Genomic DNA, 26,510 nt, shown 5'->3' with positions numbered 1-26,510 from the left:
CTTATTTATTAGATACAACTGGACGATTGGCAATGATGACTCCTAAGATAACTATGATACCGCCAAGTACACTTATGAGTAAGATTTCCTCGTGTAGTAAAAGGACAGCGGCAATAAGTGTGGTAAGTGGTTCAAGATAGAGAAAAGCAGAGACCTTCGATGCTTCCATCACTTCTAATGATTTCGCCCAGAACCAATAGGAAACCCCTGATACGAATACGCCTAAAAAGATAAGATGAAGCCATTCTGACCCGGACAATAGAGGCAGTGCCTGCCAACCCTTTGTTTGAAAAAGAAAGGGAAGAGTGAGTACAAATCCAAATGTACACATATAAAAGGTAATTACAATTGAAGGGAGGGGAACGGCTAATTTCTTTAGTAAAATCGAATAAACCGCCCAATTAAATGTGCTCGCAAGCATTAGGAAGTAGCCTATTTGAAGACCAAATGAGAGGGAATGTCCCGATCTGGCGGTTGTTATAAGTAGGACGCCAATGACTGCAAGAAGGACCCCACCTATTTTAAAAGGCGATATGCGTTCTTGTAAAAAAAGAATGGATAGAAACATCGTGAAGACCGGTGCAAACGAAATCATCCATCCGGCAGCAGAGGCATCGATCGTAAGCAGGGCAGACGCTTGAAGGAGCTGGTGAACAAATACACCAAGTACGCCGAGTATGATAAGGTGAGGCATGTACTTTAGCTGAATTCGTAAACTTATTCCCTGGGAAATAATTAGAAAAAATAGAAACAAAGCCCCAATGCCAAAGCGAAGAACTAAGAGTGTTAAGGGGTCAAGTGTATGAAGAACAGCTTTGGTTGAGACAAAGGAAACACCCCAAAAGCTGATTGAGAGAAGAGCATACATTGATGCAGCAGAAGAAGGTGTAGATAGTGACATACATTCCATTCCTTTCACAATGCTTTGTACAAGCATATGCATGTCCCGCTTTATTCATGAGGCTAAATCGATTGTTAATATGATAGCGGACGGGTTGGCTGACCGACTCCTAAGGGAACAAAGGACAGGGGTGAAATAAGACTGGCAAAGCCAGGGTTAGTTCACCGTCCTCCCTAGGAAAGCGTGTCAGCTAAACCGGGAGCGGGTATAAAAGAAGTTACACGACTGCATGCAAGGGTATAGAGATACATAGATGAATAAAGAGGAGACGATAAAATGATGAAAGCAGTTGGACTAAAACGCTACTTACCAATTGAGCATGAAGAAAGCTTCCTAGATGTGGAACTTGAGAAACCTGAACCGACTGGCCGGGATCTCCTTGTTAAAGTTATGGCGGTTTCAGTGAATCCTGTTGACACAAAACAACGTGCACCAAAGGATGATGTGGAAGAGGAGCCGCGTGTTCTGGGTTGGGATGCAAGTGGGATTGTTGAGGCCGTGGGTGAAGACTGTACAGACTTTAGAGTGGGAGATGAAGTCTATTATGCAGGAAGTATCACGCGACCAGGCTCTTATAGCGAATACCAGCTGGTGGACGAACGAATTGTAGGACAAAAACCGCGGACGCTTGATTTTGCAAAAGCTGCTGCATTTCCTTTAACCACGATTACAGCCTGGGAAGGTTTGTTTGAAAGGTTAGCCATTGATCCAGAGCAGACGGAGCAAAATAAAGAGAAGCATCTTCTCATTATTGGTGGAGCAGGTGGTGTAGGTTCTATCGCAATACAACTGGCGAAGTGGGCTGGTTTACATGTGACCGCAACCGCATCACGCGAAGAGACATCAACATGGGTTCGTAAGCTTGGGGCAGACGGAGTGGTTAATCACCATCACTCTCTAGAAGAACAATTATCCGAAGAAGTTGATTACATTTTCTGTTTAAATAACACGGATCAACACTGGGATGCTATGGCTACAATCATTAAGCCACAAGGAAAGATATGCTCCATTGTAGAAAACAAAGATCCACTTGATCTAAATGTGTTAAAAAGCAAGAGTGCAACGTTTGTCTGGGAGTTTATGTTCACTCGTGCGATGTATGAAACAAGCGATATGAAAAAGCAACAAGAGCTGTTAAACCAAGTGAGTCACCTCGTTGAAGAAGGTCACCTGCAAACAACGCTCACAGAAACACTACACCCAATCGAAGCAAAAACCATTAAGCAGGCGCATCAAATGGTCGAGAGTGGGAGCATGATTGGCAAAGTTGTTGTGGATGGGTTTTAACGAACAAAAAAGGGCTTGGGATATAACTAAATTAAAAAATGGCGAATGATTTAATTGCAGAATCATTCGCCATTCGTGTTTTTATTTGAACGAGCGGGTGTGAACCCGAGACTCCTACGGAACATAACGCGGTGAAGACACTGTAGCGGCGTTTTCCCGCGAAAGGGGCTGAGGCCGTTCCCGCAGGTGCAAGGGCTTCACCTGAAGCGGATTTGGTGCTACGTTCGTGTTTTGTTATCCGCATTAATGTTATGTCCCGGCGTCCTCTTCATTTATCAACTTACCATTCTCTAGGTTCGTAATTTAACTCCTTAAAAAGCTGCGTCCGTTCTTTTTTTGTTAAATCACGCCACTGACCAACGGGTAGGTTCTTCAAGTGAATATTCATAATACGTGTACGTTGAAGGCGATACACTTCGTATCCTAGTTCTTCACACATTCTGCGAATTTGTCGGTTTAAGCCTTGTGTTAAGATAATCTCAAACTCAAACTTCGAGAGCTGAGTCACTTTACACGGTAAGGTTTTTGTACCAAGAATATGAACACCCTCAGACATTTGTTTCAGAAATTCCGGAGTAATTGGTTTATCGACAGAGACAATGTACTCTTTTTCATGACGATTTTCTGCGCGAAGAATTTCATTTACAATGTCACCATCGTTTGTCAGTAAAATGAGACCTTCTGAATCCTTGTCCAATCGCCCTACATGGTTAACTTTGAGTGGGTGATTCACCAGGTCAATGATATTCCCCTTTACCTTTTTCTCTGATGTACTTGTGATGCCCACTGGTTTGTTTAGCGCAATATACACGTTGTTTTTTACAATGTTAATGGACTCACCGTTTACGACCACGTTATCACCAGGGTTCACTTGGTCCCCGAGCTTCGCTACTTTACCATTAATCGTCACGCGGCCACTGTTAATCAGCTTGTCAGCTCCCCGACGAGAGGACTTTCCAGTTTCACTAATAAATTTGTTGATTCGCATGTTGACACATCCTAGCTTTGATCTTGTACGGTTCTGATTGATTTGCCTTAACCATACAATATTCAAAGCACAATGTACAGAAGCCGAAAGGGGAATAGGATTATTCTCCGTTTTCTGTGGCTCGCTCTTTAATCATCTCAACAAACAGATCAATTTGATGAGAAACAGAAATCGGGTTATATGGATAAAACGTATCAAAATCATTTACAAACACGCGATTATTCTTTACTGCATCAAGGTCGTTCCAGATCGCAGACTCAGTGAATTGATCAAGGCTATTGCTTGTCCCTTCAGGATTATAATCGGTAATAAAAATATAGTCTGCTGCGTAATCAGGGACAACTTCCATGGATAGTTCCTTTACTTCACCGGTTTCAATAATGTCTGATTGAATGGTTTCAGGTGCCTCGAGTCCCAAAGCATTGTATAACGCTTGACCCCCACGGCCTCCAGCATCACCGAACACCCAAAATGCACCCTTGTCTGTCATTTCATAAAGACCAACTGTGGCACCATCTTCAATTACGCCTTCAAGCTCTTGTCGACCTTGAGCTGCTTTCTCTTCAAAGTCAGAAATAAATTGTTCCGCTTCTTGCTCGCGTCCTGCAATTTCACCAAATAAAGCAACTGTGTCCTGAGTTGTCGTTGTAGTGTTATATGGAATAACAACAGTTGGAGCAATGGCTTCGAGCTCATCAAGATTCTCGTCGCTCATCACGACGATTAAATCGGGCTCAGCAGCTAATACTGTCTCAAGGTTTACAGGGTCTCCAATGTCTGTAACATCAGCTAATTGCTCCTCAAGGAGGGGATTCCCAAAGCTCCAAGAACCGGCACCAACGACATTTGCTCCTACTGAAAAGAACTCTCCAGCATAGATGTCCGTCACAATGCGTTCAGGGTTAGTTGGAATGTCAACCTCACTACCGTTTAATTCAAAGACCTTTGTTTCAGTGTTTTCTGAATCTGTATTTCCTTCAGTAGTAGTTTCTGTTTCAGAGTTTGCGTTACACGCCCCAAGGATGAGAGTGAGGCCAAGAATGAATGCTAGACTTGTTCGTTTATTCCACTGCATGAATGTACCTCCGGATTAATTAGTAATGAATATCATTATCATTTAAAATATATCAAACTTTTTTGAAAAGATCTAGATCATTCCAATATTCTATCGGAAAAGTCTGAAGTTCCAACAAAAAAAGTTACTTATCTATGACAATATTATCTATTATTATCTTGAGTTAGCCGATATGATGGAAGAGAAATATGTACAAGCAGGAGGAACAAAACGTTGGATCAGAATAAAATGACGTCTTCAAGAGAAACGGTTTACTTTGTATTAGCTATTATTTTTAGTGTGTTTGTTTATCTTATCGCAGCCTTTTCCGTTATTGGAATCGGAATTGCCCTTGTTCTTTTTGCAATTATGATGTTCCTAAATATGATGATGCTCGGTTCAATCCGTGGCAATGGTGTGCGGATTAGTGAGCATCAGTTTCCAGAGGTATACGAACGAGTAAAAGTTATGTCAGAGCAAATGGGACTAGCAAAAGTGCCTGATGTGTTTGTCATTCAGTCAGAAGGGATCTTAAATGCATTTGCCACACGCTTCTGGGGACGCAACATGGTTGTGTTATATTCTGAAATCTTTGATTTAGGACGTGAGCAAGGGAAGGAAGAGCTTGATTTTATTATTGCACATGAGTTGGCTCACGTGAGACGCAGACATGTATGGAAGAACATCCTTATTGCACCTGCCCAGTTTATTCCCTTCTTAGCTCAGGCGTACAGTCGTTCATGCGAATACTCGTGTGACCGTGAGGCAGCGTTTATCACAAATAACCCTGTCGCTGCTAAGCGAGCCTTAACCATTTTAAGTATCGGTAAAAAAACGTATACCGAAGTGAATGAGGATGCGTTTGTTGAGCAAATATCTACTGAGTCACATGGTGTGGTTTGGTTAAGTGAAGTCTTATCTACTCATCCTAACTTACCAAAACGTATTCAATCTGTGCGTGTGTTTATGGGTGAAACAGATAAACCTGTTTATACAGAAGATGCAGGGAAAGTGGTTATTGGTATTGTTATATTGGGTGCTGTAGGGATTGCTATTTATATTGGTCTTATTATTAGTTTAGTTTTCGGAGGCGTTGTGTTCGGAACGGTCCTAACTGAGGTCGGCTCAGAGTTGAGTTCGATTACCGAATATGAAGAGTATGAGGACAGTTATTATGATTATGATATGACTGAACTAGGTAATGCGGTAAGTAATGGAGATTTAGAAGAAGTAAACCGATTGATTGCAGAAGATGTGGACCTGGACGAACAAGATTATTATGGTGATACTGCATTGCATCAAGCTTCTTATCTTGGAGAGTTAGACATAATGGAAGCGTTGTTGGAAGCAGGAGCAAATCCAAATGTACCAGATGACTACGGGACGACACCACTTATTTATACGGTGTATAACAGAGTGTACGAGCCAGCAGCCCTTCTACTTGAATACGGAGCAGATCCAGAAGTAGAAGATGATTACGGAGATAGTGCTCTCAACTTAATGAATGTCAATACAAAAGAAGAACTAATCGAAGCAGTCAATAAATAAAAAGAAGCGGGCCAGGGAGCTCGCTTCTTTTTCTATCTAAAAGGACGCTTCCGTAACGGTTGAAAACGCTGCGAATCAAGTGCCTGTATTGCTGTACCTGCTGTGAAAAATTCTTCTCGTATCACACGGCAGGCTCTTAATTCATAGTCAGCCATGTAATCAACATAGGGGTCGTTACGCACCAGCACGTCGACTTCCATTGTGGCAGCTATTTCCCCGTGATCATTCTTCCAATGCTTGTAGTCGTAGATTTTCTTAATTGAGATGACTTTGGACTGCTTTTTTAATTTGTTAAATCGTGCTTTTGCTTCCTCAAGTGTTAGTTCGTCTTCTTCAACCTTTAGAAAGACGGTTGTTCGGCACCTTACTTTACAGGCAAACATCAGCCAGCCTCCTTACATTCCTGCCTTAGTCCTGGTTTAAGATATTATCCTCTAGATATTCCTTATTCTTCTTACATTAGAATACGAGTAATAATATCACTTATTGATCGAAGAGTGAATCTCATGGGTGTTTACATAGAAAAAGAAAGTTTCACGGAGACAAGGAAACAAATATGAAGAAGAAATCGAGCTGCGGACTCCAGTGGATACAACATGTGGTGAAGTTTCTAAAGTGGTAGTGTTTTTCCATGTAAGAGGCTAAGACCGTACCCACCGAAAGCGAGAGTTGCTCCCGAAGCGAATTTGTCGCTATATCTGTGTATATTTCTTATCTGAAATTACTTTGACAGATAGAGTAATCCATTTTATAATTACTTTATCACATATAGTTCTATCACGTAGAGTAATTATGAAAGCAGGTGTCTGTTATCCGTAGTGATATGTTAAGGGGTCATGTTGACTCCATCATTCTTCGGTTAGTTTATGAAAAAGATCGTTATGGCTATGAGATTTCTAAAGAGATTAGCAAGCGAACCGAAGGGAAATTCGAGATAAAGGAAGCCACATTATACGCGGTGTTTCAGAGACTTGAGAAGAAAGACTTAATCGCCTCATACTTTGGTCAACAATCACAAGGTGGCAAGCGAAAGTATTACGCGATCACAATCCTTGGGAAGGCGTACTTAAAAGAAACCATGAATGAGTGGAAGGAAATGAAGGAGATATTGAATTTATTTATGGAGGAGTTAGATTAATGAAGAAAATCAAACAGCATGTCGAGCGTTTGTTTCAGGATTTGCAGGATACAGAAGAAGTGATACAAGTAAAAGAAGAAATCATTATGAACCTGGAGGAGAAAGCACAGGACTTAATGGAGCAGGGCAAAAATGAAGAAGATGCGATTAACAAAACCATTGTAGACTTTGGCGACATTGATGAAATTAAAGCTGAACTACAAGGGACGACAACGCCTGCACCCATAAAATCACGTAAAAAGACACATCCAAAGCTAAATCTACTCTTTTCTATTTGGGGCAGTGCGTTAATCATTGCTTTAATGGTCTTTATGAATCTTGAATATTCTCCACAAACGATTTGGTTTGTATATCCGACCTTTGCCATTCTATGGTGGCCCTTATCTATGTATTTTCATTGGTTAAAGCAAGGAGGAAGAAAAGCATGAGATCTTTTCCATTCTCCATCATTGCATCTTTATTTACGATTGCATTTCTATTTGTGGTGAACTGGTTAACGACTCCGACGAATCTTTGGGCCATTTATCCAGCATTGTTCCTAATATTGTGGCCGCTTAATGTGTTATTTAAGTTTTCTGATGGACACAAGTGGTACGCACTTATTGTTTCGATTCTATTAATTACTGTGTTATTCGCTATTAATCTCGTACAGACACCAGATTATTATTGGATCCTTTATGCTTGGTTGCCACTACTATATTGGCCACTTATTGTCTTTGCTGGTCGACGAGCAGGTGAGGCTACATTTTCTATCCTTGCTAGTCTCGTGTTTATTCTTTATTACATTGCGTTAAACATATTTTTTCAAACAGGCTTTCCATGGTTCATTTTTCCGGCCTTTGTCATTCTTTGGTGGCCTTTAGCGGTGACGTTTGCTAGGAGGCCCATGCTTTTTTCCGTATTTGGCGCAATACTTGTGACCATTTTCTTTTGGAATGTGAATGCACTGACCTCACCAGATGTGGTTTGGGCGGTGTATCCAATTTTTGTGGTGTTATGGTGGCCTTTAGCCATCTACTTCTTTGTGTATCGAAGAACGGTGTAAGAGCTTAACATCCAAGGGTGTTAGGTTTTTTTGTGTTTAAGCGCTTGCACGTTTTCTGTTTTATCTGCTATGGTCGAAGCAGGTCGTGTTTTTTTGGAAAAGGAGAATCGATATGACAGCAGACGTCCAGACATATGTAACGAAAACCGGAGTTGGGATCATTACCTTAAATAGAGAAAAGGCATTGAATTCACTTTCATCAAAAATGGTGAAGATGATAAATGAAACCCTGCATGCGTGGAGGGGGGCGGGTGATGTACATATAGTCCTGTTAGAAGGTTCAGGGAAGAAAGCCTTTTGTGCAGGTGGGGATATCAAGGAGCTCTATTATAATGGAAATAGTGATGAGGGTAGAGCTAAATCAACTGCCTTTCTTGAATTAGAATATGATACAGATCAACTGGTATCCGATTACCCTAAGCCAATTGTTGCTCTTATGGACGGAATCGTTATGGGAGGCGGTGTTGGTCTTTCCTACGGTGCGGATGTTCGCATAGTAACTGAAAAAACAAAATGGGCCATGCCAGAAACAGCGATTAGCTTCTTTCCAGATGTCGGTGCAGCTTACTTTCTAAATCAAGCTTCTAAATCGACTGGAATGTATTTGGGTCTTGTTGGAGAAACCATTCAAGCGGGTGATGCAATAGCCATAGGTGTGGCGGATTGGTACGTTCAATCAGAAGACGTAGCAAAGCTTAGAGATGAATTGATACATCGTGAATGGAGAGAGGTAAAAGAAATTCGTACAAGCATAGATGATTGTGTGCGGAAGCTCGGCAAACCAGCTCCAGAAAGTGAACGACTCCATCATTTAACCCCTTTCATTGAAAAGCATTTTTCTCATTCTTCAATAACTGAAGTCATGAATTCTTTAAGAGAAGACGCTTCGAGTGATGCTAAATGTGTATATAACAAGCTTCAAAATAGGTCGCCGCTCTCATTATGTGTGACATTTGCTCATGTAACAAACGGAACCAATCTTACTTCTTTTCATGAGGCATTAGTAATTGATAAGTACGTAGCCTCCCGGTTTATGGAGTGTGATGACTTCTATGAAGGGGTTCGCTGCTTATTAGTCGATAAAGGAACAGAGCCAACGTTTGAGTACCAATCTGTTCAAGAAGTACCTACTGAAACGGTCCAATCGATTTTAGAAAAATAGAGATAGAAGAGGGATAGGGTATGTGGCATTTTTTATTGGAGATCGTTATTCAAGTCATGCTTCCAATCTTTGTTTTACTACTAGCAGGAGCACTGCTTCATCGAAAGTTTTCCTTTCACTTAGCTTCCTTTTCAAAGCTATTAACGAACTTTTTCCTTCCTGTCGTTGTGTTTGTTAATATCTCAAATAGTAATTTGGATGCTGGATTATTACTTGATATTGGTGGATTCTTAGTGATTCAATTTGTTATTTTGGCTTTTCTTAGCTGGGGGTTGGTGAAGCTTTTAAAGATCGATTCAAGCCTTGCACCAACTTTTCAAAATAGTATTGTGCTAATGAATTCTGGGAATTTTGGGTTGCCGGTTAGTCAATTGGTCTTTGCGGGAAACCCACTTGGTATTTCCGTACAGGTTATTGTACTGATGTTCCAAAATTTAATTACGTATACATATGGCCTCATGATCTCGGCATCAACTAAATCAAATGGCTCTTGGAGCAACCTATTAGAGCTGTTTAAAACACCGATTATTTATGCTCTTGTAGTAGGATTGATTTTTTATCAAGTGCCTTGGGAGATTCCAGCCTTTATTCAGACACCTATGGAGCAAGTTTCGAATGGGTTTATTGCGCTAGCATTAATTGTATTGGGAGCGCAAATTGCCTACCCAACCCTTAAGCAATTCTCTCTGTTGTTTTTTGTTTCGATTGTCGGGAGACTTGTGGCAGCTCCGCTTATTGGACTCCTCGTTATCTGGGTGATGGGATTGGACGGCACCGTGGCGCAGGGTCTTTTAATTGCAAGCTCGTTCCCCATGTCGAGAAATAGTGCACTATTTGCCTTGGAGTACAACAATCATCCGGAGTATGCAGCGCAGGCTGTACTCGTTTCAACGATTGCCAGCTGCTTCACCGTGACCTTCTTTATTTATTTCAGTCAACTTTTGTTTTAAGAAACCTAACAGAGATGTAAGGTTTCTGTAAGTGAAATCTATAGGTTCCTCTCTTCGTGAATAGTAAACTAAGAAGTAGAAGAGAGGTGCTAGATGATGAAAAAAGTAGGAATTACGTTTATTTTAGTAATCGTCGCAGCCATTGCGGGGTACATGGTCTTTACTAGCTTTCAAGAAGAAGACTATTATGTAAAGATTGTAGATGAGGGAGTTGAGCCCGCTGATGCTCCACCAGAGGCGACCAATCGAAATTACGAAACACTTGGTATAACAAAAGATGGAGATAGTGAAACGATTGAATTTAGTGGTATGAAAAAATTACGTATGGGAGCGTATCTCACCGTCACAATGAGAAATGGTGAAGCAAAGACCTATCAAGAAGTGAACGAATCGGATGTTCCTGAGGAGATTAAGAAAGAGTTAGACGAACAATCATAAAGAAGTGTAGGCAATGAATCTGAAAGTGAGGTTCGTTGCTTTTTTGTGGGTGGGGGGATTGGAGCGTTAGCAGGAGGATTGGAGCGTTAAGGATCAAAATTGGAGCATTAGCAGGAAGGCTGGAGCATTAAGGAATGAAATTGTAGCATTAGCGGGAAAACTGGAGCATTAGCAGGAAGACTGAAGCGTTCGAGATGTGAAAAGGCTCATACTGACACAACAGACCCCTTGCAACTGCAAGAGGTCTGTTCATCATTATTCAAATATGAGTGTGATTAGATTTAAGCCAAATAATTGATCAATAAAAACAATGACAATCGCAAATGGCACTATATATTTGACGAGAGCATACCAGAGGACAAATAGTTTTTTGCCGGCGTTGGAGCCGGATTGAAATTCCTGCAAGAGGATGTCTTTATTTATTTTCCGAGGAATAAATAGACAGATTAACAAGGCGCCGAGTGGCATTAATACATTACTTGTCATGTAATCGACTGCATCGAAAAAGGATCGACCTCCGATAAAAAAGTCGGAAAGTACGCCGTACGATAATGTAGATGGAATTCCAACTAGAAAAATGAGGAATCCAAAAAGCCAGCTTGCCTGTTTGCGCTTGTCCTGATTTCCTCGAACAAATGCAGCAACAATAATCTCAAGTAATGAGAAGGCCGTGCTTAATGCAGCAAATAAAAATAAAACAAAAAACGCGATTAACAAAATTTGTCCAAAGGCAATTTGTTCAAAGATTGCAGGTAATACGGCGAAAATTAAGGCAGGTCCTTCATCTGGCTGGAAGCCGAACGTGAACACACCCGGGAAGATCACAAGCCCTGCCAGTAGTGCAACTAAGACATTCATAATGGCCAGTGTCATCGCTGAGGCAGGAAGATTCTGTTGTTTTGAGGCATAGGAGCTAAAGGTAACCATAACCGAAACCCCAACAGATAATGCGAAAAAGGATTGCCCTAAGGCAAAAAGAATCGTCTCTCCATCAACTGCTGAAAAATCAGGTGCAAGCAGATATTGAATGCCTTCGACTGCGCCATCAAGTGTTAAGGAATAAGCGGCTAGAATCACTAATAACACGAGTAGGGATGGAATCATCCATTTGCTGACTTGTTCGATTCCTTTTTGAACACCTTTCGCTACAACAAGTGCGGTTAGTAGGATAAAGACAAGCTGAGCACCTAGTGCGAGTCCAGGACTTGCAATAAGCTGACCGAAATAGTCCTGTGATTCATTTAATGATAGGTTAGAAAGCTGGCCAGTGACTGAAGATCCGAGGTATAACAAGGACCAACCGCCAATCACACTGTAAAAGGACAGGATGAGAAAACAGCAGACAACCCCAAGCCATCCGGTTACTTGAAAGGGTGATCGCGGAGCCAGTGTTTTATATGTTTGAATGGCGTCCTTTCCAGAATGACGACCAAGAATGTATTCTCCAATTAATAAGGGTACACCTAAAAACAGTGTAAGTAATAGGAAGACGAGAAAGAAAGCGCCGCCTCCACTTTGACCGGCAATGTACGGGAATTTCCAGATTGCGCCAAGACCAATTGCGCTGCCGGCTGTTGCATAGATAAATCCAAGCTTAGATGACCATTGTTCGGTTGCGTTTGACATGATGTTTACGTCCTCTTTTCCTCTTTAAAGCATTATTTCATGTTAGCAGAGGGAGAAGATAGAAACAAGTGAATGTTTAGACAACATCTATCAGAGAATTAACGAATAGCTTCAATGAGTTCATCCATTGTAGATGCTGCATCAAGACCGTGCACAGCCTGCTTGATTTGTTTTACTTGTACTGCGCTACAGGCCGCATTCAGTTTCTGTATAAGCTGATCGATTGAAAGTGGTTTGTCCGTTGATCCGAGTGGGGCATCAACTCTTGATTCAATGGTGGTTCCATTCTCTAAATGAATACGCACGATTGTAAATCGTCCCTTTGGCACAGCGTGAGGCGATGGCCTAATCGTAGCATCATACTGCCTCGTTACCATGTTCATCACATGGCGGATAGATTCTGGTATGACTTCATCAGTGAAATCTGATAGAGTTGCTGTCCGATTGGTAAGGAACAAAGCGACGATGTACTCAACACTAAACCGGCCTTCATCACCTGTTTGAGGGCGAGTGTGAATGAGCGCTGAATCGCCTTTTGGCGGGTAGATGACCTCAATCCTTTGGATGTCTTCTAGGGTGAATGTGTATTGGCTGATTAGTTCCTTGCATGCATCGGCTGCGTGGAAGGCGGCTGAGCAGAATGAATATAACTTAAACCAAAGACCGGGCTTTGAGATCTTCCATGAGTCGCCCCATCCCTCCGTTAGTTGATTAGCATGTTCCGCGCCGTCACCGTAGAGTGTAAGAAATCCACTTTCCCCGTCTAACGTATCGTTTGAACCAGCTAAACCTAGCTCTGTTAGCTTGGAAGCAGTATAACCATTTTCTGCAGCGAACCCTGCATGTAATGGTTTGACCTCTGTCCCAAACTGATTGCGCATCCCTGAGCTCTGGGTTGCGGCGAGCCCAATTGCGCGCTCTATCTTTTCAGCGGTGAACTCTTGTAAATAGGCGCAGGCACATGCCGCAGCAATGCCTCCGAGTGTCGCCGTATTATGCCAACCTTTTGTATAGTGCTGATTCCCAATCGAGAGTCCTAAACGAGCCATCACTTCAACTCCGACCACATACGCTTCCAAAAAGCGTTTCCCAGTGTATGAACCTGTTGCAGCGACAGAGAGCAGGGCTGGCAATATGACGGTGCTTGGATGTCCTCGTACGTCGGTGTGTACATCATCAAGATCCAGTGCATGGCCTAAGTACCCATTAAATAAGGTCGCTTGCCTTGCCGACGCATTCTTGTGCATTCCAAGTAGGGGCACATCTGCATGTCCACCTTCTTCATCAAACCATCTCATGAGTAATTTGCCGGTAGCGGTCTGACCCGCTGTCAGGCTTGAGGCAAGATAATCAAGCAATCCCTTTTTCGCTGATAAAATCGCCTCGTCACTCGGCTCGGAGTGCGCAACGAGGTGTGATAAAGTACTTGTCCAGCATGTCATAGATATCCCTCCTAATAGCAAAAGACCGGTGTATTTACCGGTCTGCTTCTTCCGTTTGATTCAGTTGTTTAATAAATCGTTTCGTACGTTCCTGCTTTGGATTGTCAAACAGCTCACGTGCATTGCCTTCTTCGACGATGTGACCGTCCGCCATAAAGATGACGCGGTCAGCTACTTCGCGAGCAAAAGCTAATTCGTGAGTAACGATAATCATGGTTGTATCTTTTTTAGCGATGGACCTGATCACCTGTAAAACCTCTGAGACAAGCTCTGGATCAAGTGCTGAGGTAGGCTCATCCAGTAGAAGAGCGGTAGGGTTCACAGCAAGTGCGCGGGCGATTCCTACACGCTGCTGTTGCCCGCCTGATAAGGTGATAGGGTATGACTGTGCTTTATCAGTTAAGCCTACTTGCTCCAACAACTCAAAGGCGATTTTGTGAGCCTCTGCTTTGCTCATTTTTTTCGTAATACGTAGGGAAGCTGCAATATTTTCTAATACCGTTTTATTTTTAAAAAGATTGTAGTTCTGGAAGACCATAGCGGATTCTCTCCGCAATGCATGAGCTTCCTTCTTTGAGTAGCTCGCTGCATTGAGTTGTGTGTTACCAACCTGAATCATCCCTGCTTCAGGTTGTTCAAGAAGATTTAAGCAACGCAGGAGGGTTGATTTTCCCGAACCAGATGGACCGATTACGGCGACCACTTCGCCATTTTTTACATTAAGGTCGATGCCATCCAACACAATATGCTCGCCAAATCGTTTTTTAATTTGTTTAACCTCAATCACAATAGACCCTCCTAACGTACATATGGCCTGTTAATTTTTCGTTCAAACCAGCTTTGTAATGCACTATAGCCAATGACTAACACCCAGTAAATGAGAGCGACGGCCATATACGCTTCAAAGAAACGTAGGGTAGAAGCGGCGGCCATTTTCCCGGATGCAAGCATTTCTGTTACACCAATTGTGAACGCGAGCGCTGTTTCCTTTAGTAAGCCGATAAAGGTGTTCCCAGTTGCAGGGATGGCATTACGAACCGCTTGTGGAATGATGATGTGAATATATGCTTGTGTTTTAGTCATTCCAACAGTCATACATGCTTCAAGCTGCCCCTCATCAACAGAGTAAAGCGCCGCTCGAAAGATTTCGGCTAGATAGGATGAGTTCTTTAAGCTTAATCCGATGATGGCTGCAGATAAGGCATCCAAAGAGCTGAATGCCGGGAAGAGCTGAGGCAGGCCAAAATAAATTAAGAAGAGCTGAACAATGGTTGGAACCGCCCGGAAAAAGGAAATGTATACAGAAGCTAATTGATACAGTACTGGAATTTTTCCTTTTGTAATGAGAGCCAGTACTCCTCCAATAACGACAGCAAGGATCATTGAAACAATGGCCATTAACAAAGTTAAAGGTAGAGCCTTTAATAAAACAGGAAAGACAGATATCATATAATCAAAATCAAAATTCATCGCTCACACCCCAGATTACTCTTGTTCTTCGTTAATAGGCTCAGTCACATCATCTTTAAAGTATTTCTCAGATAGTTCAGAAAGTGTTCCGTCCGCGCGAAGTTCTGCTAATGCTTGGTTTACGTCTTCTCTAAGCTCAGCGTTCTCTTTTGAAAATGGGAACCCTACTTCTTCATATACGATCGGATCGCCAACTAATTTAAGAGGCAGATCGTTTAATTCTAATTGAGCAAGTAGTACACTACGTCCATTTACGTAAGCATCAACACGCCCTAGTGCCACATCATTTAATGTACCTTCCTGAGTTTCATACGTGCGGATATTGATCTCACCATCCGGGTCTTTGCTTTCAAGGTTCTTGGCATGGTTTGAACCAAGCACTGCAGCTACTTCTTTGCCAGCCAGATCTTCTAGTCCGTTGATTTCATCATTATCTTCAGCAACGACAATTTGCGTACCAGCATACGAGTACGTATCAGAGAAGTCGTAGAGCTCTTCACGTTCTTCAGTTACTGCCACTTGATTTGCGACCGTATCAAGCTTCCCTGATTGAAGCTGTCCCATTACACCACTGAATTCCATTAACGTCCAATCAACATCGTAGCCAATTTTCTCAGCAACATGCTCAATGACTTCAACGTCAAAACCTTGAAGCTTGTCTCCTTCTTTATACGCGAATGGGTAGCTCTGACCTGTTGCTCCTACATGTAGAACTTTGCTTTCTTCTCCACCCTCTGCAGATGAATCTCCTGAACCACAGGCAGTTAGTGCGAGAATACTGGTTAATCCTAGTGCGAGAGTGATTTTATGTGTACGTTTCATGTGAGTCCTCCTGATTGTTCTTCGTTGTAGTTTATAAAATAAGGTGTGGCAAGATGGTTTTCTTTAAATAAACCGTTATGTGACCCTTCCCAAGGTCAGCGCTACCTGCACGCTCGTATCCCCGGCGTTCGTACATTCCAATTAACCAAGGATGCTTGTCTGCTGTACCAAGTGAAAGGTAAGGAGCCTTAAGTTGATCCGCGACAACCGTGTTTTCAATCCAATGAAGAAAGTCGCTTCCGTCTCCTTTTTGGGCATGAGTCGGATCTGTTGCAAACCACCAAAGATGTGGGACACCAAAGGGACCAGGCTGCAGTCCCCATGGCATCCGTAGGCTAGCTGTTGCAATGATCTTATTGTCCCGAATCATGACATAGCATGCGTTGTTCGCTATGTTCTTTTTCACTAGGTCGATGTCAGCCGTTGCAGCGGCAAAATGAATTCCTAATTCTCGGATGGGTGCATACGCTCGTAATGTGAGATCCAGTATCTCTGTTGCATCCTCAATTGTAGCTAATCGATAAGAAGAATTATGAGTCATGATTTGACCCATTCGTATAACGATTTAACGGTTCTTCTATTCCAAGGTTCCCTCTTAATGTAGGCGCGTCATATTCATGTCGGAACAGTCCACGCTCCTGTAAGATGGGAACGACGTCTTGAACAAACTGATCCAAGCCTTCTGGAAGAAGTGGAGGCATCACATTGAAACCATCACAAGCTTCATCTTTGAACCATTCTTCTAACTTGTCTGCAAGTTGTGAAGGTGTTCCAACAAAAATATGATGGCCGCGGGATCCAGCAACATATTGATAAAGCTGGCGAATGGTTAATTCATCGCGCTTGGCCATGTCAATGATAAGCTGGGCCCGGCTTTTAACAGCATTAGAGTGTTCAACATTAATCTCCGGCAGTGGTCCATCTAAAGGGTAGTCTGATAAATCAAAGCCACCAAGAGCTGTTGATAAAATGCTAAGTCCCACCTCAGGTTGAATGAGATCCTGTAATTCTTGATACTTTTGATTCGCTTCCTCAACAGTAGCTCCGATAATTGGAAAGATTCCAGGAAGAACCTTTACATCGTCTGAATTGCGACCGTTTTCTTGTACCTGCTTCTTAATATCGGCATAAAACGTCTGTGCCGCTTCTTTGTTATTTTGTGCAGTAAAGATAATTTCAGCATACTTCGCTGCAAGTGCCATTCCATCCTTAGATGATCCGGCTTGTACAATAACCGGTTGTCCTTGTGGAGTGCGCTCCACGTTAAGAGGCCCTCTAACCTGGAAGTGATTGCCAGTGTGATTCAATTCGTGATATTTGGCTGGGTCGAAGAATACCCCAGCTTCTTGGTTACGAATAAACGCCTCTTCTTCCCATGAATCCCAAAGTCCTTGGACAACATCTACGAATTCGTCTGCCCGGTCATATCGCAGGCTATGCTCGAGGTGTTCAGTTCCACTAAAGTTCTTAGCTGTATCAGGAATGGATGATGTCACCACGTTCCACCCTGCACGTCCCTCGGACAAGTGGTCGAGGGAAGCAAACTGGCGTGCAATGTGAAATGGTTCACTGTACGTTGTAGATGCAGTAGCGACTAGTCCAATCTTTGTAGTTGCTTGAGCCAGGGCTCCAAGGATCGTAAAAGGTTCAAACCTCGTCATGACGTTTGGATGAGATTTTGGGTTTATCGATAAGCTATCTGCAAGAAAAAGAAGATCAAATTTTCCTTTTTCTGCTGTTTGCGCAAGCTCTTTAAAGTAGTTAAAGTTCATGGATGCATCTTTTTTGGCGCGTGGATGTCTCCAGGAAGCGACATGATGTCCTGTTCCGGCCAAGAAGACGCCTAGGTTCATTTTTTTAGTTGAATCGCTTTGCACGATACATTCCTCATTTCAATTAAATCTATACTAATAGTAAACTGATAATGTCTAGTAGTTTTATCGGGTTAAGAAGATCATAATATTCTTGTCGGATTATGTCAAACGGTATTGTTTAGCATTTTAAAGCATTTGTATTATGCCCCAAAATGAGAAATAATCGTCCACTATTAGATGAAGGGAAAGAATATGAAATATTCCTTTAAAACAAATCATTATCACGATATACTAGAATTAGTTGGAAAAGTGGAAATATAAAAGACTGATGTGTAAATAGAAGGGATGTTGTCAAAATGAGAGATCTTGCAGTAGTTAAAGAAACGCGTAATGAATTACGAAGCGAATTAGTGAATTGCATTAAGAAAGTAAAAGAAATGCAGGTTGACGAGAAGACGTTTAGAGATCTATCTCAGTATGATCAACAAGTGTATATTTACCTTGATCGTACGGTACAACGTTTGCGCACACAAATTAATGCTCTTGAATTTGTCTTAAATGAAGATACGGAGATTGGTGATGCTTTTGCAGATCGTGCTGCGGAGAAGCATAAGATTAATAAAGAAACGGTTTTTAACGCACCTGAGCGAGAAAGTAATGATGAAAACGGGTATAGACTAGACCTTAGCAATTTGAATTAATGAAAGGGAGCCCTGAGGTAAGCTTAGGGTTCCTTTTTACATAAGGAGAGATGAAGATGAGACTTCAAGATAAAGTGGCGATCATAACCGGAGCCAGTCAAGGAATTGGAGAAGGGATTACTCGAACATTTGCTAGAGAAGGAGCTCGAGTAATTGTTGCAGATGTAAATAAAGAATTAGGTGAACAGCTTGTTCGTGAATTAACAGAAGCAACAATTGAAGCTCATTTTGTAGAAGCGGACGTAAGTAATGAGGATCATGTAAGATCGCTGATTGCTAAAACAGTTGAGACCTATGGTGGAGTAGACATTTTGGTTAACAATGCAGCCGTAACGGTTCGCAAATCAGTAGAGGACACGTCGCTAGAAGAGTGGCAGCAGATTTTAGGGGTGAATCTAACGGGTGCATTTCTTTGTTCAAAATATGCCATTCCTGAAATGAAAAAGCGAGGCGGCGGAGCAATTGTGAACATTGCATCTTGGCACGCAGAGAAAACCATCACCCGACTTGCAGCCTACGCGGCATCAAAGGGTGGACTTACTGCTTTAACTAGACAAATGTCCCTAGATCTAGGCCCTCATAACATTCGTGTAAATGCGGTTTGTCCAAGCACGGTGGATACTCCACTTCTAGAAAAGACATTTGCAAGCCTGGAAAATCCCGAAGAAGCATTTAACCAAACGTTAGAGTTTCAACCATTTGGTCGAATTGGCACGGTTGATGATATTGCCAATGCCTGTCTGTTTATGGTGTCTGATGAGGCGTCCTATGTAAGTGGTCAAACCCTGATGGTTGATGGAGCGGCTATTAATAAAATCGCTCGTCCGCTTATGTTTGATTAATGAAAAAAGAAAAAAAGCTGTCCGTGATGGACAGCTTTTTTTTATGGAATTAGAAAGAAGCAGCAGCTTTTGTTACTTCAACTAGTCCGTCAGCAATGATTTCTTGAGAACGTTCAGGGTATTGGTTATGTCCTTGAATGATCAATTGAGTTGGCTCGTGAATTCCCCATAGAGCAAGGTTTGTGTTCACGTAGCGAACGGCAGCTTCACTAGCAGCCATGAAATCTAACGCATAGTCAGATCCACGAGCAGCAAGAACTGCTACTTTTTTGTCTCCAGCTAGTCCAACTGGACCTTCAGCTGTATATTTGAACGTACGGCCAGCTTGAGCAAGATAAGAGATGTACGTTACAAGTGGTGCTGGAACTGTTCCGTTCCAAAGTGGTGTAGCAATCACAACTTTATCAGCATCAAAGAATTGACCAAGGTATTTCTCAGTTAGGTCAATGTACTTTTGATCTTCTGCTGTAAGTTCCATACCTTGGCTCTTTTTGTAATTAGCTGTGATCGCATCGTTACCGTAGTAAGGAAGGTCAGCTTTGAAAAGATCCAATTCTGTAATTGTATCGTTTGGGTTTGCTTCTTTATAAGATGCAACAAATGCATCGTACATCATAACGCTGATTGCTTGATCAGCAGGGCGGTCGTTAGCTTTGATAAATAAAACGTTAGACATGTTTATGTTCCTCCAGATGTTAGTTTAGATAGTTTCTTTAACAGTAGTTAGTATACATCGCCAATGTGATGTGTAATAGTACGCACTTTAAAGTATTATAGTTTCCTAAAGGATACTAATTGATATAACAAGCTTTATTTTAATGTATAGGATGTCGATTTTAGAAAAAACTACTCACAAATCGAAGAAAAGAGGTTGAGTATGTCTAAAAAGGATCATAAGCCAAACAATCAGTTTAAGGAAAATACCAATCACGGGGAACACCGTAATGGTAGACTTGCACAGCAAAAGAATCATAATGCAGAACAAAGCCGCGAACCAAATGAGTATTTGGACGGGAAGGCATAAAACTACACTTTTTGACAAAGTGGGAGTATATTCTATTTGTATAGAAATGAATGAAACGCTAAGGGGATGGCACGATGGATTTTAAAGACAAAGTCGTATTAATTACAGGAGCTGCAGGAGGAATTGGGATTGCTGCTGCTAAGAAGTTTGCGAGTGAGGGTGCCAAGCTTGCTCTTGTTGATCTAAAACGTGATGTGCTAGAAAAAGCAGCCAAAGAAGTAGAAGCAAAGGACTTGCTATTACTTGATGGAAATGTGGCAAAAGAAGAAGATGTTGAAGCATTTGTTACAAAAACAAAAGAAACATATGGACGAATTGACGTCTTTGTAAACAATGCTGGAATTAATGGTCAATTCAACAATTTAGTAGATCAAACAACGGAGAACTTTGAAGCAGTAATCAATGTAAATCTTAAAGGTGTATTTTACGGCTTAAAACATGTAATGCGTGTGATGAATGAGCAAAAGAGTGGAGCGATTGTAAATACCGCTTCAAACGGGGGACTTCTAGGTGCACCAGGCATGGGCTTATATGTAGCATCAAAGCATGGTGTAATCGGTTTAACAAAAACAGCCGCGCTTGAAGGAGCTCCAAACAATATTCGTGTGAATGCAGTCGCTCCATCTGGTGTTGATACGCAAATGATGAGATCGATTGAAGCGAATGCCGAGCTTACTGGGGCAAAGGATCCAAGAAAACAATTTGAAGCGAGTGTTCCGCTAAATCGTTACGCAACGTCAGAAGAAATTGCAAATCTAATGGCCTTCCTTGCTTCCGATGACGCTTCATTTATCTCAGGATCGTACTACAGAATAGACGGTGGACAAGGCGCTACCTCTGTATAAGGTTAAAACAATAGTGTGTGACTGTTGATACGCTTCTAAAGTGATGTTGACAGTCTATTTTTTATGCAGGTTAAAAAGTTTAATGCAAATAGCGGAAAAAAATTGTGTATCATTTCTCGATACTGATATAATAATGAAGCATCACCTTTTTTATTTGTGGTCAGGAGGTTGCTTATTGTTTAATCAAGTTCTAGTCAAACGAATATTGACTTTGATTGCTATTCTTGGAATTGCTGTATTCGTGTATTTTAATTTTTCATACTTTTCACCAATCTTTTTTGCCTTGCTGACTGCGATGATTTTTGAGCCGTTTGTAAAAATGCTCAAAAAACAGTTGAAAACAGAGAAGAGATTGCTGCCCGTGACCATTGTCTTTCTGTTATTTGTCTTGTTAGGTGGTTACGCATTATATTTAACATTTACTAGGGTCATTCGTGCGATCTATGATTGGTCTTTGGATCTGCCACAGTATGCGCGAGAGGTTCAGATCTTTGTTGATAACTTTATTATTAGCTTTAATCAGACAATTGCTGAAATACCACAAGGAAATCAAATTGTTCGAGAGATTGAACGTCAGTCGGAAGGCCTGTTCGATCGAGCGGTAGGGATTACTTCTGATATTCTTGCGGGAATTACGTCTTTATTAACAGCCGTACCTAATATGCTCTTTGTTGCTTTGGTTTATCTTATCACCTTGTTTTTGTTTAGTTTAGACCTACCAAGGCTACTTAATTTGTTCTTTAATCTGTTTAAAATGGAAACTGCAAGTAAGCTTAGATATGTTTTTCAGCGTATGAGTAAAGTGTTTTTAGGATACTGGAAGGCTCAGTTTATTTTAAGTGTAGGCGTATTTGTGGTGACATACGTGAGCTTACTCTTTATTTCACCTAAATCTGCTTTAATTATGTCGATTTTAATTTGGCTAGTTGATATTATCCCTCTTTATGTGGGGCCAGCGTTGATACTTGTACCATGGGGCATTCTTGCAATGGTGCTTGGTGGAACCAATACAGGACTTCAGCTAATCATCTTGGCGGCTGTACTTTTAATTGTACGAAGAATTATTGAACCGAAAGTACTTGGAGATTCAATTGGACTTGCCGCATTGCCGACAGTGTTATCAATGTACTTTGGGTATGTATTCTTCGGTGTAATGGGCCTAATTCTTGGACCATTTGTCTATATCGCGATTCGTTCAGCTAAAGAAGCAGGATTGTTTGAATTAAAATTAACAGAAGATGTACCGAGTCAATCAATAAAAAAATAACTAAAAAAACATGCGAACGAGCCTTCAACAGGTTCTCCGCATGTTTTTTTTATTATTGTTTGTTATCGCTCTGGTTAAAAGCATCAATCCAAGCGGTGGCCATTAGAACGTCACCTTTAGAGTTCATATGTACACCATCTGTTGTAACAGGAACATTTGATTCCGCTTCAAGATAGGTTTGAAACACTTGATTTGTTGGGACTAGGATTGCATCATACTTGATGGCAAGTCTGTGAACGGCCTCTATATAGGGTTTTAACGTTTGATTTTCTTCTGAATCCAATTCTTCTTTAATAATGGTAGGTTCCATTAGAATAAGCCTAGCATTTGTTTTTTCAAGTGTGTATCTAATCAGTCGGTCGTAAATTTCTTCGAACAATTCAGGGTAAACCTGGTCTCGATCAGGATGCTTTGTTTGACTCCAAGCATCATTGACGCCAATTGATATGGAGACCCAATTCGGGTTCAAATCTAACACATCCTGCTGCCATCTGTCCTCAAGATCTGTCACTCGGTTTCCACTAATTCCTCTGTTATAAATGGCAAGATGTAGTTCTGGGTGCTTAACCATTAAATAATCATGAATGAGTGCAGCATATCCAATCCCAATCCCTTGTGGATCCTCAAAACGTCCATTTTCAGTGATACTATCTCCTATTAATACAAAGGTATCATCCTGTTTAAGCATTGTTTTTCCTCCAGAATTTTCGTTATATGTTCGTTTATCTTTCCTTTAGTAGACCAAGTCATTCTTCTTATCATTCAAGATAAATGGCTATGTCGATCATAGCATATTTGATGCATGAGTTTGAGAGCGAGTTGCAGAAAGTGTGTTGTTTTTTGATACATAGTTAACATTTATTATATATAAATACAAAATGTAAGCGCTTATAATTATAAAAAGAAAGCACTTACAAATAGTGGGGGTTGATTCGTTATGAAAAAAAGATGGGGCATACTTTTTACGGTTACTTCCTTAAGTATCATTATAGCTGGCTGCACACCAGGTGGACCTGCGGGAGGAAGCGGAGATACCGAGGGAGATCAAACAGTTATAAGAGTTTCATGGTGGGGCTCAGACGAGAGACATAATATGACGACCGAAGCAATTGCGTTATTTGAAGAGAAGAATCCGGATATCCGAGTTGAGCCAGAATACACAGGTTTTGATAGTTATTGGGAACGACTGACGACGCAAGCGGCGGGTAGTAACTTACCAGAAGTTGTTCAAATGGATACGTCAAAGCTAGAGCAATACATTTCAAGTGATCTAGTATTGGATCTTAATTCATTAATAGAAGACGGAACAATCAATTTGGAAGATGTTGATGATGTCTATCAGGAAATGAACATTAAGGATGGCGGCACATTCGCTATTTCTTCGGGAGCTAATGCTTTCTCAACTCTTTACAATGAGGCGCTATTTGAAAAATACGATCTCAAGCTAGAGCCAGGGTACACGTATGATGATCTGTACGAAGCAATGGATAAAGTCTCTCAAGGTGAAGGAGACGGGGCTTGGGGATTTGATTTTGTGAAAGCAGAATATGAAGCGTTTACTCATTTTGCTCGTCAGTTTGATCAACATTTCTATAACGAGGATGGGACGTTAGGATTTGAGAACGAGACATTAGTGAACTTTTTAGAAATGGAGAAGAACATGATCGATAATGGTGTTTCTACTCCTCACGATGTAACGGTTGAGATTAATGACAGTGGAGAATCCATGATTGCTAATCGAGAAGCGGCGATGGCAGTTGGGGCGAGCAATGGAGTAATTGGCATTCAGCCAATGTCAGAAGATCCAATTGGTGTAAATGTACTTCCTGTTGCAGAAGGTGCAACAAGCCCGGGAGATTGGATCCGTCCTAGTATGTCTTGGAGTATTTCTGCGAACTCCGATAAGCAAGAGGCTGCTGCGAAGTTTGTTGACTTTATGACAAATGACATCGAAGGAAACGAGATTTTGATGGCGGAACGCGGTGTTCCGATTTCATCTAAAGTTCGAGAGCATCTTCTAGATCAAGTAGATGAAAGTGTGGCAAAGACATTTGAATTTCTTGAGGTCGTAGGAGAGCGCGCTGGTGAGTCGGAGCCACTGCCACCACCGGGTGAAGCAGAAGTGAGAGCTTCGTTTAATCGGGTGCTAGAGGCAGTGAAATATGGAGATATGACGCCTGAAGAAGGTGTAGAGACATTCCGATCTGAGGCAGAGCAAATTCTAGGATAAGAATGACTTCATATGCATGATGCTAGATTGAGGTCAGACCAATTGTGGACTGACCTTTTCTTATACATTTGCAAATCATACTTTTAGAGGTGGGAAATGGAGACAGTCAAATCAACTGAGGTAACGCTTACGCCCGAAGAAAAGAAAAGAGTACGGAAAAAAAGCTGGAAAGAAAGCTTTACCGCGTACCTTGTGATATCACCTTGGTTACTTGGGTTTTTTGGACTCGTAATCGGTCCGATGATTTATTCGTTTTACCTGTCATTTACCAATTACAATATGCTTACAGCCCCTGTATGGACGGGCCTAAGTAACTATGTGAAACTTTTTACGAATGATCCGAGATTTATCCAGGCATTAAAAGCAACCTTCACATTTGTAGTGATTGCCGTACCGTTAAAACTCGCTTTTTCCTTGTTTCTTGCGCTGATTTTTAATGCAGGAAAGAAAGGGTCAGGTCTGTTTACAACGATTTATTATATTCCTTCAATTATAGGAGGAAGTGTGGCTATTGCCGTAGTCTGGAGACAGTTATTTGGCCGGAATGGGGCGGTGAACTCCATGCTCGATTCACTTGGTTTAAGTACCATTAGCTTCTTTGGTGAACCGAACGCTGCCATGTCTATTCTTGTGTTGCTTGTTGTTTGGCAATTTGGAGCTCCAATGATTATTTTTCTTGCAGGTCTTAGACAAATTCCAAAAGACCTATATGAAGCTGCAAGTGTAGACGGTGCAGGTCGAATCAAGCAATTCTTTAAAATTACCATTCCAATGCTGACCCCGATTATTTTCTTTAACTTAATCATGGAGATGATTGGTGGGTTTATGACTTTCACGCAAGCCTTTCTTGTTACGGGTGGAGGACCGCGAGATGCTACGTTATTTTATGCTGTGTACTTATATGAAGTGGCATTTGAGTTCTTAAACATGGGCTACGCATCAGCGATGGCGTGGGTTCTACTTGTTATCATCGGCTTTTTCACACTTATTATCTTTAAGACATCAAGCTTGTGGGTTCACTATGATTCGGATGGAGGGAAGTAATGATGAAAAAGCCTAAACGTTTATCTGATGTCATCTATTATGTTTTCGTCATTGGTTTTAGTTTCCTTATGCTTTATCCGATCTTGTGGATGTTTGGCAGCTCACTAAAACCAGAGACAGAAATCTTTTCTAATGCGATTTCGCTCATACCCATTGAAGTTGATTGGTTGAATTACCCTGAAGGTTGGGCAGGGTTTGGAGGATTTGGGTTTGATGTGTACTTTAAGAACTCTTTGTTTGTAACGGGAAGTGTGGTTGTCGGAGCAATCTTATCATCGAGTATTGTTGCGTATGGCTTCGCTAGATTACGTTTTCGATTTAAAAAGGTTCTCTTTGCATGTTTGCTGTCAACAGTCATGCTCCCAATGCAAATTACATTAATTCCACAATATATCCTATTTCAGCAGTTTAACTGGGTTAATACGTTTTACCCTCTGATTGTACCAGCTTTTTTAGGGGGGACTCCATTTTTTATCTTTTTACTGATCCAGTTTATTAGAGGGATTCCAAGAGAGTTGGATGAGGCGGCTATTATTGACGGCTGCTCGACATTTGGTGTGTTCTGGCGGATTATCTTACCATTGCTGAAGCCGGCACTTGTCACAGTCGCAATCTTTGCGTTTATGTGGTCATGGGATGATTTTCTCTCCCCGCTCATTTACTTAAATAGTGCTGAGATTCATACGATCTCGCTAGGCTTACGTAATTTCATGGATGCGGAAGCAGGAACCTCTTGGGGGCCTCTACTCGCTATGTCCTCGCTCTCTCTGTTACCACAGCTTATCTTGTTCATGTTCTTTCAACGGTACTTGGTTGAAGGTATCGCAACGACAGGCCTTAAATAAATCAACATACGATATAGAGGGGGAAAA

29 protein-coding genes are annotated in these 26,510 nt (G+C 41.5%); 16 read left to right on the top strand and 13 right to left on the bottom strand.

All coding sequences use genetic code 11. The annotated features are described in order from the left end of the window. Position 1: 1 nt before the first annotated feature. On the bottom strand, positions 2-937 hold the full coding sequence (locus NSQ54_18745; GenBank protein WYP26340.1) for a DMT family transporter: 936 nt from the start codon (positions 935-937) through the stop codon (positions 2-4). A gap of 243 nt (positions 938-1,180) precedes the next feature. On the opposite strand from NSQ54_18745, the gene NSQ54_18740 reads away from it, so the two are divergent. After that, entirely contained in the window at positions 1,181-2,188 is a 1,008-nt protein-coding gene (locus tag NSQ54_18740) for a zinc-binding alcohol dehydrogenase family protein (GenBank protein WYP28593.1), read from the top strand. A gap of 280 nt (positions 2,189-2,468) precedes the next feature. Here NSQ54_18740 and rluF read toward each other — a convergent pair whose 3' ends face one another. Both rluF and NSQ54_18730 read right to left on the bottom strand, forming a co-directional pair. Further along, complete coding sequence (gene rluF / locus NSQ54_18735; protein WYP26339.1) at positions 2,469-3,176, bottom strand: 23S rRNA pseudouridine(2604) synthase RluF; 708 nt, start codon at positions 3,174-3,176, stop codon at positions 2,469-2,471. A gap of 100 nt (positions 3,177-3,276) precedes the next feature. Continuing rightward, positions 3,277-4,251: an iron-hydroxamate ABC transporter substrate-binding protein gene (locus tag NSQ54_18730; GenBank protein WYP26338.1), complete on the bottom strand. Its 975-nt coding sequence runs from the start codon at positions 4,249-4,251 to the stop codon at positions 3,277-3,279. 213 nt (positions 4,252-4,464) lie between these two features. Here NSQ54_18730 and NSQ54_18725 point away from each other — a divergent pair, with 213 nt between their 5' ends. Further along, positions 4,465-5,778: a M48 family metallopeptidase gene (locus NSQ54_18725; GenBank protein ID WYP26337.1), complete on the top strand. Its 1,314-nt coding sequence runs from the start codon at positions 4,465-4,467 to the stop codon at positions 5,776-5,778. A gap of 32 nt (positions 5,779-5,810) precedes the next feature. Here NSQ54_18725 and NSQ54_18720 read toward each other — a convergent pair whose 3' ends face one another. Beyond that, positions 5,811-6,161, bottom strand: coding sequence for a hypothetical protein (locus tag NSQ54_18720; GenBank protein ID WYP26336.1), 351 nt, complete (start codon positions 6,159-6,161; stop codon positions 5,811-5,813). A 440-nt stretch (positions 6,162-6,601) separates the two neighbouring features. Here NSQ54_18720 and NSQ54_18715 point away from each other — a divergent pair, with 440 nt between their 5' ends. From NSQ54_18715 to NSQ54_18690, 6 genes are all read left to right on the top strand, one after another. Further along, the gene (locus NSQ54_18715; GenBank protein WYP28592.1) at positions 6,602-6,916 is read left to right on the top strand and encodes a PadR family transcriptional regulator; all 315 of its coding nucleotides are present in this window, start codon (positions 6,602-6,604) and stop codon (positions 6,914-6,916) included. Further along, positions 6,916-7,344, top strand: coding sequence for a permease prefix domain 1-containing protein (locus tag NSQ54_18710; GenBank protein ID WYP26335.1), 429 nt, complete (start codon positions 6,916-6,918; stop codon positions 7,342-7,344). Before NSQ54_18715 ends, NSQ54_18710 begins: the two co-directional genes overlap by 1 nt. Next, positions 7,341-7,961, top strand: coding sequence for a hypothetical protein (locus tag NSQ54_18705; GenBank protein WYP26334.1), 621 nt, complete (start codon positions 7,341-7,343; stop codon positions 7,959-7,961). The genes NSQ54_18710 and NSQ54_18705 overlap by 4 nt, the downstream gene beginning before the upstream one ends. A 112-nt stretch (positions 7,962-8,073) precedes the next feature. Continuing rightward, a complete protein-coding gene (locus tag NSQ54_18700) occupies positions 8,074-9,123 on the top strand; it encodes a 3-hydroxyisobutyryl-CoA hydrolase (GenBank protein WYP26333.1) in 1,050 nt (349 codons plus the stop codon). A 20-nt stretch (positions 9,124-9,143) separates the two neighbouring features. Further along, positions 9,144-10,073 carry an AEC family transporter gene (locus tag NSQ54_18695; protein WYP26332.1) on the top strand — a complete coding sequence of 310 codons (930 nt, stop codon included), beginning with the start codon at positions 9,144-9,146 and terminating at the stop codon, positions 10,071-10,073. A 93-nt stretch (positions 10,074-10,166) separates the two neighbouring features. Then, complete coding sequence (locus NSQ54_18690; GenBank protein ID WYP26331.1) at positions 10,167-10,511, top strand: YxeA family protein; 345 nt, start codon at positions 10,167-10,169, stop codon at positions 10,509-10,511. 255 nt (positions 10,512-10,766) lie between these two features. On the opposite strand, the gene NSQ54_18685 is transcribed toward NSQ54_18690, so the two are convergent. From NSQ54_18685 to NSQ54_18655, 7 genes are all read right to left on the bottom strand, one after another. Further along, positions 10,767-12,137, bottom strand: coding sequence for a sodium-dependent transporter (locus NSQ54_18685; protein WYP26330.1), 1,371 nt, complete (start codon positions 12,135-12,137; stop codon positions 10,767-10,769). A gap of 98 nt (positions 12,138-12,235) precedes the next feature. After that, positions 12,236-13,579, bottom strand: coding sequence for an MmgE/PrpD family protein (locus NSQ54_18680; GenBank protein ID WYP26329.1), 1,344 nt, complete (start codon positions 13,577-13,579; stop codon positions 12,236-12,238). Positions 13,580-13,613: 34 nt separating this feature from the next. After that, on the bottom strand, positions 13,614-14,366 hold the full coding sequence (locus NSQ54_18675; protein ID WYP26328.1) for an amino acid ABC transporter ATP-binding protein: 753 nt from the start codon (positions 14,364-14,366) through the stop codon (positions 13,614-13,616). An 11-nt stretch (positions 14,367-14,377) separates the two neighbouring features. Beyond that, positions 14,378-15,049 carry an amino acid ABC transporter permease gene (locus NSQ54_18670; protein WYP26327.1) on the bottom strand — a complete coding sequence of 224 codons (672 nt, stop codon included), beginning with the start codon at positions 15,047-15,049 and terminating at the stop codon, positions 14,378-14,380. Between the two features lie 15 nt (positions 15,050-15,064). After that, positions 15,065-15,871 (bottom strand): amino acid ABC transporter substrate-binding protein, encoded by an 807-nt coding sequence (locus NSQ54_18665; GenBank protein ID WYP26326.1) that lies wholly within the window; start codon positions 15,869-15,871, stop codon positions 15,065-15,067. Positions 15,872-15,902: 31 nt separating this feature from the next. Next, entirely contained in the window at positions 15,903-16,412 is a 510-nt protein-coding gene (locus tag NSQ54_18660) for a GNAT family N-acetyltransferase (GenBank protein WYP26325.1), read from the bottom strand. Then, positions 16,402-17,724 carry an LLM class flavin-dependent oxidoreductase gene (locus tag NSQ54_18655; GenBank protein WYP28591.1) on the bottom strand — a complete coding sequence of 441 codons (1,323 nt, stop codon included), beginning with the start codon at positions 17,722-17,724 and terminating at the stop codon, positions 16,402-16,404. Before NSQ54_18655 ends, NSQ54_18660 begins: the two co-directional genes overlap by 11 nt. 317 nt (positions 17,725-18,041) lie before the next feature. Between NSQ54_18655 and NSQ54_18650 the strand changes: the two genes are divergently transcribed. Both NSQ54_18650 and NSQ54_18645 read left to right on the top strand, forming a co-directional pair. Continuing rightward, positions 18,042-18,386, top strand: coding sequence for a hypothetical protein (locus NSQ54_18650; GenBank protein WYP26324.1), 345 nt, complete (start codon positions 18,042-18,044; stop codon positions 18,384-18,386). A 56-nt stretch (positions 18,387-18,442) separates the two neighbouring features. After that, a complete protein-coding gene (locus tag NSQ54_18645; GenBank protein ID WYP26323.1) occupies positions 18,443-19,228 on the top strand; it encodes an SDR family oxidoreductase in 786 nt (261 codons plus the stop codon). Positions 19,229-19,277: 49 nt separating this feature from the next. Here NSQ54_18645 and NSQ54_18640 read toward each other — a convergent pair whose 3' ends face one another. Continuing rightward, on the bottom strand, positions 19,278-19,904 hold the full coding sequence (locus tag NSQ54_18640; GenBank protein WYP26322.1) for an FMN-dependent NADH-azoreductase: 627 nt from the start codon (positions 19,902-19,904) through the stop codon (positions 19,278-19,280). A gap of 201 nt (positions 19,905-20,105) precedes the next feature. On the opposite strand from NSQ54_18640, the gene NSQ54_18635 reads away from it, so the two are divergent. The 3 genes from NSQ54_18635 (at position 20,106) to ytvI (ending at position 22,364) form a co-directional block, all read left to right on the top strand. Next, the gene (locus tag NSQ54_18635) at positions 20,106-20,252 is read left to right on the top strand and encodes a hypothetical protein (protein WYP26321.1); all 147 of its coding nucleotides are present in this window, start codon (positions 20,106-20,108) and stop codon (positions 20,250-20,252) included. Positions 20,253-20,326: 74 nt separating this feature from the next. Continuing rightward, a complete protein-coding gene (locus NSQ54_18630) occupies positions 20,327-21,097 on the top strand; it encodes a glucose 1-dehydrogenase (GenBank protein ID WYP26320.1) in 771 nt (256 codons plus the stop codon). 175 nt (positions 21,098-21,272) lie between these two features. Next, positions 21,273-22,364, top strand: coding sequence for a sporulation integral membrane protein YtvI (ytvI, locus tag NSQ54_18625; protein ID WYP26319.1), 1,092 nt, complete (start codon positions 21,273-21,275; stop codon positions 22,362-22,364). Between the two features lie 52 nt (positions 22,365-22,416). Here the strand turns inward: ytvI and NSQ54_18620 are convergent, their stop codons facing one another. Next, positions 22,417-23,052 carry an SGNH/GDSL hydrolase family protein gene (locus tag NSQ54_18620; protein ID WYP26318.1) on the bottom strand — a complete coding sequence of 212 codons (636 nt, stop codon included), beginning with the start codon at positions 23,050-23,052 and terminating at the stop codon, positions 22,417-22,419. A 249-nt stretch (positions 23,053-23,301) separates the two neighbouring features. On the opposite strand from NSQ54_18620, the gene NSQ54_18615 reads away from it, so the two are divergent. From NSQ54_18615 to NSQ54_18605, 3 genes are all read left to right on the top strand, one after another. Further along, on the top strand, positions 23,302-24,594 hold the full coding sequence (locus NSQ54_18615) for an ABC transporter substrate-binding protein (protein ID WYP26317.1): 1,293 nt from the start codon (positions 23,302-23,304) through the stop codon (positions 24,592-24,594). A 96-nt stretch (positions 24,595-24,690) separates the two neighbouring features. Beyond that, positions 24,691-25,638, top strand: coding sequence for a sugar ABC transporter permease (locus NSQ54_18610; protein ID WYP26316.1), 948 nt, complete (start codon positions 24,691-24,693; stop codon positions 25,636-25,638). A gap of 2 nt (positions 25,639-25,640) precedes the next feature. After that, positions 25,641-26,483: a carbohydrate ABC transporter permease gene (locus NSQ54_18605; protein WYP26315.1), complete on the top strand. Its 843-nt coding sequence runs from the start codon at positions 25,641-25,643 to the stop codon at positions 26,481-26,483. Positions 26,484-26,510: the final 27 nt, after the last annotated feature.

It is taken from the genome of Alkalihalobacillus sp. FSL W8-0930 (genome assembly GCA_037965595.1).
Lineage (GTDB): Bacteria > Bacillota > Bacilli > Bacillales > Bacillaceae_D > Alkalicoccobacillus.
The sequence above is the reverse complement of the archived record's forward strand: the minus strand, read 5'-3'. Positions and strand labels throughout refer to the sequence as shown.

Bases quoted from the DNA above. Each gene is read 5' to 3' on its own strand.
- NSQ54_18745 (WYP26340.1), bottom strand. From the start codon at position 937: ATGCTTGTACAAAGCATTGTGAAAGGAATGGAATGTATGTCACTATCT.
- NSQ54_18740 (WYP28593.1), top strand. From the start codon at position 1,181: ATGAAAGCAGTTGGACTAAAACGCTACTTACCAATTGAGCATGAAGAA.
- rluF (WYP26339.1), bottom strand. From the start codon at position 3,176: ATGCGAATCAACAAATTTATTAGTGAAACTGGAAAGTCCTCTCGTCGG.
- NSQ54_18730 (WYP26338.1), bottom strand. From the start codon at position 4,251: ATGCAGTGGAATAAACGAACAAGTCTAGCATTCATTCTTGGCCTCACT.
- NSQ54_18720 (WYP26336.1), bottom strand. From the start codon at position 6,161: ATGTTTGCCTGTAAAGTAAGGTGCCGAACAACCGTCTTTCTAAAGGTT.
- NSQ54_18715 (WYP28592.1), top strand. From the start codon at position 6,602: ATGTTAAGGGGTCATGTTGACTCCATCATTCTTCGGTTAGTTTATGAA.
- NSQ54_18710 (WYP26335.1), top strand. From the start codon at position 6,916: ATGAAGAAAATCAAACAGCATGTCGAGCGTTTGTTTCAGGATTTGCAG.
- NSQ54_18705 (WYP26334.1), top strand. From the start codon at position 7,341: ATGAGATCTTTTCCATTCTCCATCATTGCATCTTTATTTACGATTGCA.
- NSQ54_18700 (WYP26333.1), top strand. From the start codon at position 8,074: ATGACAGCAGACGTCCAGACATATGTAACGAAAACCGGAGTTGGGATC.
- NSQ54_18695 (WYP26332.1), top strand. From the start codon at position 9,144: ATGTGGCATTTTTTATTGGAGATCGTTATTCAAGTCATGCTTCCAATC.
- NSQ54_18690 (WYP26331.1), top strand. From the start codon at position 10,167: ATGATGAAAAAAGTAGGAATTACGTTTATTTTAGTAATCGTCGCAGCC.
- NSQ54_18685 (WYP26330.1), bottom strand. From the start codon at position 12,137: ATGTCAAACGCAACCGAACAATGGTCATCTAAGCTTGGATTTATCTAT.
- NSQ54_18680 (WYP26329.1), bottom strand. From the start codon at position 13,579: ATGACATGCTGGACAAGTACTTTATCACACCTCGTTGCGCACTCCGAG.
- NSQ54_18670 (WYP26327.1), bottom strand. From the start codon at position 15,049: ATGAATTTTGATTTTGATTATATGATATCTGTCTTTCCTGTTTTATTA.
- NSQ54_18665 (WYP26326.1), bottom strand. From the start codon at position 15,871: ATGAAACGTACACATAAAATCACTCTCGCACTAGGATTAACCAGTATT.
- NSQ54_18660 (WYP26325.1), bottom strand. From the start codon at position 16,412: ATGACTCATAATTCTTCTTATCGATTAGCTACAATTGAGGATGCAACA.
- NSQ54_18655 (WYP28591.1), bottom strand. From the start codon at position 17,724: ATGAACCTAGGCGTCTTCTTGGCCGGAACAGGACATCATGTCGCTTCC.
- NSQ54_18650 (WYP26324.1), top strand. From the start codon at position 18,042: ATGAGAGATCTTGCAGTAGTTAAAGAAACGCGTAATGAATTACGAAGC.
- NSQ54_18645 (WYP26323.1), top strand. From the start codon at position 18,443: ATGAGACTTCAAGATAAAGTGGCGATCATAACCGGAGCCAGTCAAGGA.
- NSQ54_18640 (WYP26322.1), bottom strand. From the start codon at position 19,904: ATGTCTAACGTTTTATTTATCAAAGCTAACGACCGCCCTGCTGATCAA.
- NSQ54_18635 (WYP26321.1), top strand. From the start codon at position 20,106: ATGTCTAAAAAGGATCATAAGCCAAACAATCAGTTTAAGGAAAATACC.
- NSQ54_18630 (WYP26320.1), top strand. From the start codon at position 20,327: ATGGATTTTAAAGACAAAGTCGTATTAATTACAGGAGCTGCAGGAGGA.
- NSQ54_18620 (WYP26318.1), bottom strand. From the start codon at position 23,052: ATGCTTAAACAGGATGATACCTTTGTATTAATAGGAGATAGTATCACT.
- NSQ54_18615 (WYP26317.1), top strand. From the start codon at position 23,302: ATGAAAAAAAGATGGGGCATACTTTTTACGGTTACTTCCTTAAGTATC.
- NSQ54_18610 (WYP26316.1), top strand. From the start codon at position 24,691: ATGGAGACAGTCAAATCAACTGAGGTAACGCTTACGCCCGAAGAAAAG.
- NSQ54_18605 (WYP26315.1), top strand. From the start codon at position 25,641: ATGAAAAAGCCTAAACGTTTATCTGATGTCATCTATTATGTTTTCGTC.